This is a genomic window from Elstera cyanobacteriorum, from assembly GCF_002251735.1.
GTDB classification, from domain to species: Bacteria; Pseudomonadota; Alphaproteobacteria; order Elsterales; family Elsteraceae; genus Elstera; species Elstera cyanobacteriorum.
This window is the reverse complement of record NZ_NOXS01000020.1, coordinates 41022-55338: the sequence shown is the minus strand read 5'-3', so window position 1 is coordinate 55338 and position 14317 is coordinate 41022. Positions and strand designations below refer to the sequence as shown.

The 14317-nt window shown below is 63.1% G+C and carries 2 protein-coding genes; both read left to right on the top strand.

What is annotated here, in order from left to right:
• The first annotated feature begins 1 nt into the window (after nucleotide 1).
• The gene (locus tag CHR90_RS01190; RefSeq protein WP_094406902.1) at nucleotides 2-10291 is read left to right on the top strand and encodes a non-ribosomal peptide synthetase; all 10290 of its coding nucleotides are present in this window, start codon (nucleotides 2-4) and stop codon (nucleotides 10289-10291) included.
• Entirely contained in the window at nucleotides 10288-14316 is a 4029-nt protein-coding gene (locus tag CHR90_RS01185) for a non-ribosomal peptide synthetase (protein WP_094406900.1), read from the top strand. The genes CHR90_RS01190 and CHR90_RS01185 overlap by 4 nt, the downstream gene beginning before the upstream one ends.
• Nucleotide 14317 lies beyond the last annotated feature (1 nt).

Here is a 14317-nt window from a genome sequence, read left to right as displayed (position 1 = left end):
CATGTCGCTCCCCCCCAAAACCACCGCTCAGATGACCCCTGCCGATTTTCTGGCCCGCCAGAAAGGAACGGGCTTGCGCCCGCTTCCGCGCGTGGGCGAGGAGGTGCCCCTGTCGTTTGCCCAGGAGCGGCTTTGGTTTTTGGCGCAGTTAGACGGGGGTGGGGACGCCTATCATCTGCCACTGATTGTTAAACTGGCGGGGCGGCTCGACCCGGCAATGCTCGCCCACGCGCTTAGCATGATTGTGGACCGGCACGAGCCGCTGCGGGCACGGTTCGCCTCGGAGAGCGGGCAACCGATTTTACGCCTTTCCCCGCCAGGCCACCCGGTTCCGCTACCCATCACCGACCTACCCGACGGGACGGAGCTAACCGCCGCCCTGCGGGCCGAAGTCGATAGACCTTTCGATATTGCCGCAGGGCCGATGCTGCGGGCACGGCTCTTTAGAACTGGCCCTGAGGATCATCATTTGGTCCTGACCCTTCATCACATCGCCACCGATGGCTGGTCGACCGCTATTCTCGTGCGGGAACTGGGGACGGCCTATGGGGCTCTGATTGCTGGTGTCGCACCCGATTTGCCCGCCCTGCCGATTGGCTACGCCGATTTTGCCGCGTGGCAGCGCAATCAACGGCAAGAACCACGTTTTCAGCGGCAGATGGCCTTTTGGGAGAATCTGCTGAAAGAGGCCCCAGCCAAGCTCGATCTCGCAACCGACCGCCCCCGCCCGGCAACGCAAAATTTTGCCGGGGCCTGGGAACCCTTCAGCCTAGACGCTGCCCTTTGCGCCGACCTGAAGGCCCTTAGTCGCCGCATTGGTGGAACGGTCTTTTCAATCCTTCTGACCGCATGGGGACTGGTCCTGCACCGGTTTTCCGGCCAAGACCGGCCTGTCGTTGGCATGCCCGTGGCAAACCGCACCCGCCGAGAGGTCGAGGGGCTGATCGGGCTCTTTGCCAATACCCTCGCCTTGCGCCTTCCCATCAGCGAAACAGCAACCTTAACGGAGGTTTTACAACAAACGCGCGACGTGTTGCTCGACGCGCAAGACCATCAGGAGGTGCCGTTCGAACAGGTCATCGAACGGATCAATCCCCCCCGCAGCTTGGCCTATCCCCCCCTGTTTCAAACGATGATTTCTTGGCAGAGCATCGAGCGGCCCGCCATAAGCCTCGCCGGGCTGACAGCGGAGATTTTACCGCCACCGATGACCGTGGCCAAATATGATCTGACCCTCGAACTCGCTGAAACGGCAACCGGCACGATTGCGGGTGGGCTTGAATATGCGACCGCCCTCTTCGATCCGGCCACGATCCAGCGCTTTCAGGCGGCCTTTGTCCAATGCCTGCGCGCCCTGATTGACCAGCCCGAGGCGCGTGTGGGGGCAATCCCACTCCTCAGTACGGCAGATGCTGCACGCGCTTGGACTGAGGGAGAGGGCCAGGTTACCCCTTTGCCCGAAGGGATTTGGGGCGTTCATCAGCTTTTTGAGCAGCAGGCCGCCAAGACACCCGACGCCCCAGCGCTGGTATGGTGCGATGAACGCTGGACCTATGCGACGCTGAACCGTACCGCCAATCGGCTTGCCCATCGGCTGATCGCCGCAGGCGTGGAGGACGAGGCGCGGGTCGGGCTTTGCCTTCCGCCAGGGCCGTTCCGGATCGCCGCCGTTCTGGCGGTTTTGAAAGCAGGTGGTGCTTTCGTCCCGCTCGATCCTGCCTACCCGCCCGCGCGGTTGCGCTACCTTCTCACCGACAGTGCGCCGACCTGCCTGATCGGGACGCCAGAGAGTCTTGCGCTCCTTGGCGAAACCGCTCTTCCCCGTTTAACCGTCGAAGACGGGCCAGAGCCAGAGCATAACCCCGATGGGGTGGCGCGCGGTCTGAACCGCCAAAATCTCGCCTATCTGCTCTACACCTCCGGCTCGACTGGCACGCCAAAGGGGGTGATGGTCGAACATGGCCAGCTTCTCGCGATTAGCGCAGCGTGGTCGCAGCGCGACGGGTTTGCCGCAAAACCCTGGCTCCAGATGGCAGGATTTGCCTTCGACGTGTTTACCGCCGACTGGGTGCGCGCACTTACCAGCGGCGGCAGTCTCATTCTCTGCGACCGTGACCAACTGCTTGATCCGGCTGCCCTCTATGCGCTGATGCGCCGCGAAGCCGTGGCCTATGCCGATTTCGTTCCGGCCCTGCTTGATATGGTGATGCTGCACCTGGAGCGGCACGGCGGCGATTTAAGCTTTCTCGATACAGTTTTCTGTGGGTCAGATCGCTGGTCGCTCGCCAGCGCCCGCCGCCTGCGCGCCCTGACCGGGCCAAAGGTGCGCATCGTCCATGCCTATGGTGTAACGGAAGCGACGATTGATAGCTGCGGCTTCACGCTCCCTACGGATCTCGGACCCCTCGCGACCCTGCCCATCGGGGCACCTCTTCCCAATACGCGCGCGGTTATTCTTGATCGCGCCGGACAACCGGTTCCCGTGGGCGTTGCCGGGGAGCTTTATCTTGGGGGGGCCGGGGTGGCGCGCGGTTACTGGCGGCGGGAGGATTTAACGGCGGCGCGCTTCGTAACCCTGCCCCAAGGCCGCTTCTACCGGTCGGGAGATTTGGCGCGCGCCACCCCAGCGGGGCTGGAGTTCCTGGGCCGGGCCGACTTGCAAGTCAAGATTCGCGGGCAGCGCATTGAACTCGGGGAGATCGAGGCGGCACTGAACGGCTACCCCGGTATTGCCGAAAGCCTCGTCGTCGCCCACGGCGCGGCGGATGCGCTTCAGCTTATCGCCTATCTCCGGGCGTCCGATCCGACCTTTGATCCGGCCCCCCTGGCGGCGGCTTTAACGGCGCAATTGCCGGAGGCGATGGTCCCGGCGGGCTTCGTGCTAGTAGACCGCTTCCCGCTCACCCCCAATGGTAAGATCGACCGGTCTGCCTTGCCCGCCCCGGCGATACTGCCGCGGCAGGGCACGCCCTTCGTGCCCCCGGAAGGCCCGATCGAAACCGATTTGGCCGCGTTATGGGCAAAGCTGCTCAACCGCACCCCCATCGGGCGGCAAGATCATTTTTTCGAAAGTGGCGGTCACTCCCTTCTCGCTGTGCGGCTTGCAGCAGAAATCGGCCAGCAGTTCAGTATCAGCCTGTCGCCAGCGGCTATTTTTGAAGCGCCCAGGCTCTCTGTGTTGGCCGAACGCATTGCCGCCGCGCATCGCCCCGCCTTGCCGCCAATTCAGCCCGCCCCGCGCGATAGGCCGATTCCTCTCTCGGCGGCGCAAGCCCGGCTGTGGTTTCTCGCCCGGCTCGATGGCGGGAAGGCCGCCTACAACATGCCGCTAGCCCTTGCGATTGAGGGGCCGCTGAACCGCCCGGCCCTCGCGCGCGCGCTCGACCGGATTGCTGATCGCCACGAGGCGTTGCGGACCCGGTTCATCGAAATCGATGGGGTACCCTATCAAGATATCCTGCCGCCGGGCCTGGGTTTCCCGCTGATCTGCGACGCCGCCGAGGGATTGACTGAGGCCGCCTGCCAAGACCGGCTTGCCGCCGACGCAGCCCGGCCCTTCGATCTAACCAGCGCCCCGCTAGCACGGGGGCTCCTGTTGACGCGGGGGGCCGAAGCCCACTGGCTGCTGCTGACCCTGCATCATGCCATTTCGGACGGCTGGTCGATGGGTGTTTTTGCCCGCGAACTGGCCGACCTTTACCGGGCCTTTGCCAGCGGGCAAACTGATCCCTTGCCGCCGCTGGCGCTTCAGCCCGCCGATGTCACGATCTGGCAACAGACCTATCTTACGCCCGAGACGCTGGCGGACGACGCCGCCTACTGGCGCGTCCGTTTGGCCGATGTGCCGCCGCTGCTGACCCTTCCGACCGACGCCCCGCGCCCCGTAAAGCAGGATTTTAAAGGGGGATTGATCCGGTTCGAGGTTCCGGCCGAAACGCTCACCGCCCTGAAGACGCTCGCCCATCGCACCGAAACCAGCCTATTCATGACCCTCTTGACGGCTTGGGCAGCGGTTCTTGCGCGATTGTCCGGTCAAGAAACCCTGGTGATTGGTGCGCCAACCGCCAACCGCTCTCAGGTCGAACTTGAGGGGGTCATCGGCTTTTTCGTCAATACCCTCCCGCTACGCTTCGATAGTGCCGACGCGAAAACCCTGCTCGACCTGCTGCGCCAAACCCGCGCCACGGTTCTTGCCGCCCAGAACCATCAAGCCCTGCCCTTCGATACAATCGTGGAGCAGGTGAACCCGCCGCGCAGCTTGAGCCATACGCCGATTTTCCAAACGATGCTGACCTGGGAAGACGAGGGCAGCGCGAGCTTACCCTTGCCAGGGTTGACGGTTACCCCTCTGGCGCTCCCCCATCATAGTGCCAAGTTCGACGTGCTACTGACGCTGCGCGAGGAAGGCGGGCGGTTGGTCGGCGGGCTGGAGTTCGCAACGGCCCTTTTCGAAGCGGCCACTGCACAGCGGTTCGAGCGCTATTTTCAGCGGGCCCTTCGCTGCCTCGCCGAAAATCCCGAAACCTCTTTAGCCGCGCTCGATCTTGTGGACACGCGCGATCGTAGTCAGATTCTAACGGGCTGGAACCCACCGACCTTAGAACGTCCCTTTGTGCCCATTACAACGCGCCTCACAGCCCGCGCGGCGGCAACCCCGGCGGCCCCAGCGTTGCGCTTTCTCGGCGAAGATATGTCCTACGGGCGCTTGGAGGCCGAGGCCAATAGGCTGGCCCACCGCCTGATTGCTGCCAATCTGCCCCCTGGCGCGCCGATTGGCCTGTGCCTACCACGCGGGTTTTCGATGGTCGTTGCGGTTCTGGCGGTTCTCAAAGCAGGCGTAGCCTGCCTGCCGCTTGATCCCGACTATCCCGCCGCCCGGCTGGCGGTGATGGTTGGCGAGGCCCAGCCCCCGCTGATCGTAACCGAAACCGCGCTTGCCGAGCGGCTGCCGCCCGCTGTACCCCGGCTCTGCCTTGACGCGCTCCCCCCCGCAGCGATCCCGGAGAGCGCACCCGCTGTTAACATTGCGCCAGAAGGGATGGCGTATCTGCTCTACACCTCGGGATCAACCGGCATTCCGAAGGGCGTTGCGCAAAGCCATCGCCTCCTGAGCCATCTTGTTGATTGGCAAGCGGCCCAGACGACGCCTACACCCCGGCGCGTGCTCCAGTTCGCCTCACTAAACTTCGATGTCGCTTTCCAGGAAATCTTTACGACCCTTTGTACGGGCGCAACCCTCGTGCTGCTCCCAAACGAGACGCGACGCGACTTGGCGGCCCTAGGGCCGTTCATCATCGCGGAGAGAATCGAACGAGCCTTTCTGCCCTTCGCAGTTCTGAGCCAAATGGCGGCACTGGGGTTTGAGACTGCCGCCGCATCCGGCGTAGCCTGCGAAGTGATCACCGCTGGGGAAGCCGTTCAGGTTTCGGGCGCGGTGCGCACCTTTCTGCGGGCCCTTGGCGGGCGTTACTTCTATAATCAATACGGCCCGACCGAAACCCACGTGGCGACCCAGCACCGGCTGGATCTGGCCGAGGCGGATGCTTGGCCGGTTCATCCGCCGATTGGCCGGCCCGTTGATTTCGCACAGGCCTATCTGCTGACCGAAACCCTAACCCCCGTACCGGTTGGCGCGGTTGGGGAAATTTATATTGGCGGCGCAGGGGTTGCTCTCGGCTACTACGGCCAACCCGCCCTAACGGCAGAGCGCTTCATCGTCAATCCGTTCGGCCCGGGGCAAGTGTATCGATCCGGCGATCTGGGCCGCTATCGTGCCGACGGCACAATCGAGTTCCTGGGCCGGAGCGATCAGCAGGTCAAATGGCGTGGGTTCCGCATTGAGACCGGCGAGATCGAAGTGGCACTGCGGGCTCTGCCCGGTGTAGCGGATGCCGCCGTAATGCTGCGCGATGCTGGAGACGGGGTCCGCCAGCTTGTGGCCTATCTCGTCGGCCCGACCGATCCCGCGCCTTTACGCCCGGCACTCGCCGCCCAGCTTCCCGAGTATATGCTACCGAGCCACTGGGTCGCCCTGTCCCAACTTCCGCTCACCCCCAACGGCAAGCTCGACCGCCGCGCCCTACCCGCGCCGCAAGCCCCGACGGCCGGAACCTTCCGCGCGCCCGAGACGCCGGAGGAACAGGCGCTAGCGCCCATCTGGGCAACAATCCTAAAACATCCGCGCGTTGGGCGGGATGATAATTTCTTTGATCTCGGCGGCCATTCGCTACTGGCGACCCGTTTGATCCACGCCATCAATCAAACACTGAAAACCCATTTGTCGCTGTCGGCACTCTTCGAAAACCCGACTGTTGCGCAATTGGCTACCAAGCTTGCGACGGCAAGCGCCAGAGCCGACGAGGCGGCGGCCTTGCCAGTCATCACGCCCGCCCCGGCGGATCGTTTTGCCCCCTTCCCTCTTACGGATATCCAAGAAGCCTATTGGGTGGGCCGGGCCGATGGGTTGGCGCTCGGCGGCGTCAGCGCCCACGCCTACGACGAAATCCGCCTCACGAACTTTAACCCAGCGCGTTTTGAAACTGCGCTCCAACGGCTGATTGAGCGCCACGATGGTCTGAAAACCATCTTCCGCAGCGACGGCACTCAGCAAGTTCTCGCCACCCTGCCGCCCTATCGTCTGCCGGTCGATGATTTCCGTGCCCTCGATAGCGCGGCTGCCGAAATGGCGCTGCGGGAAACACGCGCCCGCATGTCCCATCAAATGCTCGATGCGGCTCGCTGGCCTTTGTTCGAGTTCCGCGTCTCGTTACTGCCATCGGGTTACGCACATCTTCACATCAGCCTTGATGCACTGATCGTCGATGCCGCCAGCACGCAAATCCTGGCGCATGAGCTTGTTCATTTCTACACGCAGCCCGATAAGCCGCTGCCGCCGCTTGGCCTGACCTTCCGGGATTATGTTCTGGCCGAGCGAGGGCTGCGCGACGGGGCGGCCTATCGGCGGGCGCTGCGCTATTGGCAGGACCGGCTGGCCCATCTGCCGCCTGCGCCCGATCTGCCACTCGCCCGCGCACCGGAAGCCATTACGGCGCCGACGTTCACCCGCCGTGACAGGCAGATTCCCGCTGCCACGTGGTCGGCCTTGAAGGATCAAGCGAAGCGCCAGGGGGTCACGGCCTCGGTCCTGCTTCTGACTGCTTATGCGCAAGTGCTAGCGCTGTGGAGCCGCTCGCCGCGTTTTACACTCACATTGCCTCTGTTCAACCGCCTGCCACTGCATCCTGACGTCAGTGGAATCATGGGGGATTTCACATCCATCGTGCTGCTAGAGGTCGATTACCGCAGCGATCAGAGTTTCCACAGCAATGCTCGCGCCCTCCAGGCCCAACTTTGGCGGGATATGGATCATGCTGCGGTGAGCGGCGTGCGGGTGGTGCGCGAACTCGCCCGCGTTCGTGGCGAGCAGCAAACGGCCCTGCCCATCGTCTTCAACAGCACCTTGATCGAGATGGGGCCGGGCGGGGCTGACATAAGCCTGACCGACGCCCTGGGGGCCGAACCAGTCCATACCATCACGCAAACCCCGCAGGTTTGGATCGATCATACGATTCTCGAAATCAATGGGGTCTTGGAGTTCAACTGGGACTCCATCGATGCCCTGTTCCCCGATGGGTTGACCGAGGCGATGTTTGCGGCCTACTGCCGCCTTCTGGATCAACTCGCCGCGCCGGAAGCCTGGGAGAAAACCGCTGTTGGTCTTCTGCCGAGCCTCGCAACCCTGCCGCCGCTGCCGCCGCCAACCGAACCGGATCGCGACCTCCTGCATCGCCTGTTCGACCGGAATGCCGATCGCATGCCCGAGGCGCCAGCAATCCTGCTAGAAACCGGGGCAATCACTTATGGCGGCTTGCAAAACCGCGCGCGGCACCTCGGGGCGTTGCTTCAGCAGGCCGGAGCACAGCCGGGAACCCTGGTTGCGATTCTGATGCAGCCGGGGTGGGAACAAACCCTTGCCGCCTTGGGCATTCTCTATTCGGGCGCCGCCTATCTGCCGCTTGACACCGACCTGCCCGAAGAACGGTTGCGCTACATCCTCTCCCAGACCGATTGCCGGATCGTCCTGCATCAATCCTGGTCATCAGCGCGCGATAAGATTTCTGATCCCACACTTAGCTGTATCGCGGTGGATCGGCTCAATCCTGATGGATCGGTCGTATTGGTCCCGTTCACCCATCGGGAAACCGATCTTGCCTATGTTATCTTTACGTCGGGCTCGACCGGTGTCCCGAAAGGCGTAATGATCGATCACGCAGGCGCCGTTTCGACGCTGCTCGATATCAACGCCCGCTTCAGCATCACAGCGGCTGACCGGGTTTTAGCGGTCTCGGCTATTAGTTTCGATCTATCCGTTTTTGATATTTTCGGAACCCTCGCCGCCGGGGGGGCAATTGTCCCACTGTCGCCGGCGAGCGCCCGCGATCCGGCGCGCTGGTTGGAGCTTGTAGATCTGCAGCAGGTAACGGTGTGGAATTCCGCCCCTGCCCTTGCGTCGCTGCTCGCCGAATATGCCGAAGGCGTCGGCACCCTGGCCCTGCGCGGCCTGCGGGTCGTGATGATGTCGGGCGACTGGATTCCCGTGACCCTGCCAGACCGTCTGCGTGCGCTTGCGCCCCACGCCGCGCTTTACAGCTTAGGCGGCGCGACCGAAGCGTCGATTTGGTCGATCCTTTATCCCATCGATCAGGTCGATCCTGCGTGGCGATCCATCCCCTATGGCCGGGCACTGACCCATCAGCGCTTCTACGTGCTGGACGACTGCCTGCATCAGCGTCCCGACTGGGTGCCGGGGGAATTATTCATCGCGGGGGCTGGGCTAGCGCGCGGCTATTGGCGGGACGATGCCCAATCGGCCGCCCGCTTCTTCCCCCATCCGCACACCGGGGAACGGCTCTACCGCACCGGCGATCTGGGGCTGCGGCGGCCCGATGGTGTGATCGAGTTCCTGGGGCGGATCGACACGCAGGTTAAAGTCCAGGGCTATCGTATCGAATTGGGCGAAATCGAATCGACCCTGGAGCGGCACCCCGCCGTCAAAGCCGCCGTTGCGCGGATTTGGGGGGAGGCACAGGCGGAAAAACGCCTCGCCGCCTATGTCGTTCTGCATCGCCCCGTCGAGATGGACGCGCTGCTGGCCCATCTGCGCCAGAGCCTGCCTGCCTATATGGTGCCGAGTAGCCTCACCGTTCTGGACACTCTGCCGCTTTCCCCGAATGGAAAAATCGACCGGAAGCAGCTCCCCTCTCCCAAGGCCACCGCAGCGGAGGCCGAGTCTCGCCCCTTGACCCCAGTGGAAACCGGTATTCTCGCCCTGATCGCCGGGGTGCTGAAGCTGGTATCGGTGGCCCCTACGGATAATCTGCTGACCCTCGGCGCAACATCGATCGACATTGTGCGCATCGTCAACGCGCTCGCGACCCAAACCGGGTTCCGCCCACCGCTCGCGGCCCTGATGGCGAAACCCACGGTGCTGGAATTGCTGCGGTTGTTCCGGGAGGCCAATCCCCCGCCACCGCCAGCTCGCACCGCCACCGAGGCGCTCGCCCTGCTCGACGATCCGGCCGACCGCGCGGCGTTCAAAGACAAAGCGCTGGGCCTGCGCCGGTTCGACGGGGGGGCCGAGACCGTGGACCTGCCGCCGCCGCCGCTCGACCGCTATGTCGCCTACCGCTCGGTCCGGGCCTTCAAGCCAACGCCGATTCCGCACGACGCTTTGGCGCGCCTGCTCGGCTGCCTTGCCCGCAATCCCGTCGCCGATGCCCCCAAGCATCATTACGCCTCTGCCGGGGGGCTTTATCCGGTCCAGACCTATCTTTACGCCAAACCCGACCGGGTCGCTGGTTTGCCGGGTGGGGCTTATTATTACGATCCGGCCCGCCATCGGCTGATTCCCACCAGTCGGGACAAGTACCTGCCCGCCAATGCCTATGATTTCTTCGTCAACCGGCCGGTTTTCGAGGAAAGCGGCTTTGCGCTGTTCTTCATCGCCGAACGCGCTGCGATTGAGCCGCTCTACGGTGAGAAAACACTGGATTTTTGCCATATCGAGGCGGGGTCAATGACCCAGCTTCTCACCATGGTCGCCGCCGATCTAGGGATCGGACTGTGCGGCATGGGCTCCGTCGCCCCCGACGCACTGGGCGCTTTGTTCGATCTCGGGCCGACCCATCAGCCGATTTACGCCATGGTCGGCGGGCTGCGCACCGACGCGCCCCCGCCTACCCCCCTTACATCTCCAAGCGCCGACGCCGACTTGGAGGAGATTGAACTATGACCGCTGACCAGCTTCTCCAGCAGCTTCGTAACCTTTCCGTCAGCCTTTCGGTCGAGGGCGACACGCTGAAATGCAAAGCGCCGCGCGGCGTGCTCACCCCCGATCTTGTGGCGGCGATGCGCGACCATAAGGCGGCACTCATCGCGCTGTTAGCCGCCGAAGCCGCCCTACCACCGTCCTACGCACAGCGGCAACTTTGGGTGCTGGACCAGAGCGCACCGGGCAATCCATTCTATAATAATCCAATCGCTCTACGCTTGACCGGGACGCTGGATATCCCGGCACTGCGGCAAAGCTTGGCCACGCTGATCGCCCGGCATCGCGTTCTAAATGCGCGCTTTCCTCTGCGCGGCGGCGAGCCGCTCTACCAGGAGGATGCGGACTGGGGCGACCTCCTGCCAATAACCGACCTTTCGGGATGGCCCGAGGCTGAACGGGTGGCAGTCGCGCGGGCGGCAGTGGAAGAAGAAGCCCGCACGCCCTTTGATCTAGCCCGAGGCCCGTTACTTCGGGCACGCCTGCTGCGGCTTCAACCCACCGAACATCTTTGGCTGGTTACCCTTCATCATATCATTGCCGATGGCTGGTCGATTGGGGTGTTTTTCCGGGAGTTGAGCCCCCTCTACGTCGCCTTTGCGGCGGGCGAGGCCGACCCTCTGCCCCCCCTACCGATGGGCTACGCCGATTACATTCGCTGGCAGCAGAAAACCCGCAACGGCGCAGAATTGGACCGCCAGCGCGCCTATTGGCGGGATGCGCTCGCGGGCCTACCGCCGCTCCTCGCGCTCCCAACCGCCGCACCGCGTCCACCGCTCCAAAGCCATCGCGGCGGCCATGTCGCTGCCCTGCTGCCAGAAGCGTCCCAAACCGCGCTTAACGCCCTGAGCCGACGCGCGGGCGTGACTGCGTTTCCTGTTCTAATGGCAGCCTTTGCAATCGTACTATGGCGGTATAGCGGCCAGCAGGATTTCTGCATTGGCACCCCTTTCGCTAACCGGCCTCGGCAGGAGTTGGAGGGGCTGATCGGCCATTTCATCAATACCATTGCGATTCGCACGCCCATTGATCCCGATCAGGCGGGCCTTGCCCTGATACACCGGGTTCAAGCCCAGCTTTTGGCAGCGATGGAGCATCAGGATTTGCCGTTCGAAGCGGTGGTCGAGGCGGTCAACCCGCCCCGCGACGCCAGCTATGCGCCGCTGTTCCAAGTGATGATGATTTATCAGAATACGCCCGGCGGCGGGCTTACCCTCCCTGGCCTTATGATCGAAGCCATTGAGACCAGCAGCGCAACGGCGAAGCTCGATCTGACCGTAGAAGTGTTCGAAGCCCCAGAAGGGCTGCGGCTCGGGGTCGAATATGCTCTCGATCTCTTCAGCGAACCCCAAATGCGGGCCTTGATCGGTCATATTGGCCAAGTGCTGATTGGAATGGCGGCCGAACCCTCCGCTGCGGTTCGGGGGGTGACGCTTCTGACCCCCGCCGAGGTGACACGCTTGCAGGAGTTTGGCGGCCGCAGCGCCCCGCTATTGGATCTGTCGCCCATCCATCGGGTGATCGAGCGGCAAGCGCTGGCCTCGCCCGAGGCCGATGCGGTTATTGCCGATAGCGGACGCTGGACCTACCGCACCCTGGACGCGCGGGCCAACCAATTGGCACGGCACCTTCAGCGCTTAGGCCTTGGCCGGGGCGCGCGTGTTATTGTTCAGGCGGAGCGCTCCGTCGAACAAATCCTCGCCCTGTTGGCGGTGCTGAAGGCAGGTGCCGCGTTCGTGCCCCTTGATCCAAGCTATCCCGCCGGTCGCCGCGCGCAGATCAAGGCCGACTGCCGGGCGGAGCTAACCCTGCTCGGTCCGGGTCAGACGGCAACCGGTCCAACGCTCGATTTGACCGATGGAACCGTCTGGGCCGATTTACCCCCTACCCCATTGCCGGAGAGTGCCGGGCCGGATGATGCCGCCTATCTACTCTACACGTCTGGTTCAACCGGCACCCCGAAAGGGGCGCTGCTGCCCCATCGCGGGCTGGCCAATCTGATGGCCTGGAGCAACCGGGCCTTTCCCCTCACCGCCAATGACCGCTTGCTCCAAAAAACCCCGAGCGGGTTTGACGCGGCGATTTGGGAGTTTTTCTGGCCGCTCACGGCGGGGGCAAGCTTGGTGCTTGCCGCGCCCGATGCGCACTTCGACCCGGCGGCCCTTGTTGAAACCGTGCAGCGGCAGAACATCACATTAATCCAGTTCGTTCCAACGCTGCTGCAAGCCTTCTTGGAGACACCGACGGCAGAAGGCTGCACGAGCCTAAGACATATCTTCTGCGGCGGCGGGATTTTAACGCCTGCCCTCCTCGCCCAGTGCCGGGCTGTTCTGCCGCAAGCGACGGTACATAATGTTTATGGTCCCACGGAAACAAGCGTGGATTGTATCGCCTGGACCGCCCCCACCGACGGAACTCTTGATGACCCCATCCCCATCGGGCGGCCCATCGACGGAATGTGCATTCGCCTTTTGAACGGCGACGGGCAGCCCGTTCCACTGGGGGTTACCGGAGAAATCCATATCGCCGGGCCTGGGGTGGGCCTTGGTTATTTTGGGCGGCCCGACCTTACCGCAACGCACTTCTACGCTGACCCGAACGCCCCAGGAGCTCTGGTGTATCGCAGCGGTGATCTAGGCCGTTTCCGCACCGATGGGCAGATTGAGTTCCTGGGCCGGCGGGATCATCAAGTCAAATTGCGCGGGTTCCGCATCGAACTCGGGGACATCGAAGCTAATGCCGCAGGGCATCCGGCGGTCGAAACGGCGATCGCTTTGGTTGCTTCCGGCGAAACACGCCTCAGCCTGTTCTATACTGGATCGGCAAACCCTGATGGGCTGCGGGAGTATCTGCTGGACCGCCTGCCGGTCTATATGGTGCCGGATCGGCTGATACCCCTTGCTCAAATCCCCTTGATGCCAAACGGCAAGATCGACCGCAGCGCACTTGCGGCGCAGGCCGAAGCAACGCCTGTCGTCGTCAATCAGGCCAGCCCGCGCGATCAGATCGAACTAACGCTCTACAGTATTTGGAAGAGCATTTTGCTCCACCCTGCGATTGGGATTCGCGACAATTTCTTCGCGCTTGGGGGCAGTTCAATTGCGGCCATCAAAATGGCCCATGCCATTGAAGCGGCCTTCGGCGTGCGCGTCCCGATCACAGAAATTTTACGGCATCCGACCATCGAAGCGCTGGGCGCTTGGGTGCGCGCGGGTGTGCCGGATCAAACGCCGGAAACGCCGCTGATTCACCTGCGGGCAGGGGAAGGCGGACCAACAGTGATTTGCATTCATCCCGCGGGCGGAACCGCCTTCTGCTATCTCGCCCTCGCAAAAGTACTGCCAGATCGCTTTGGGGTTTACGGTATTCAATCGCCCGGCCTCAATCCGGGAGAAGCACGATTGCCGTCGGTGAAGGCCATGGCGGGGGCGTATCTCGACCTGATTGCGGACCACCTCGATGGGCCGCTGATTCTGACCGGCCTCTCCTTCGGGGGTCTCATTGCTTACGATATGGCGCGGCGCTTGGCGGCGCGTGGCAAACGCGACGTCAGTACCGTGCTGCTCGATACTCAAGGAACGATGGACGAAGCCCTACGCCGCAGCATCACCACGGTCGATTTGCCAGAGTTCCGCGCCAAACTGGTGAAATTTAACGGTATGTATCCGGGCATCGAAGATGATCAGATCCAACGATATTTCGAGGTCTATAATCATAACCGACTGACAGTCGGCGATTATGATTTCCCCGATCTGCGGGGGCGGCTGGTCTTCGTTCAAGCCCGCAGCGGCCTAACACGGACCGAACTCAAGGATCAGCGGCGCTTTTGGCGAGAGCGAACCCAAGGGGATTATCTCACCAAGCTGGTCAAGGGCGACCATTGGGAAATGCTTGAGAATGAGGAGATCTTCCGCGTTGCCCTGCTGATGGAACGAGAGGCGCAGCGGATGGCAGCCGCCCAGCCCGCTCGGCAGTTGGTGGGGGCTTAAA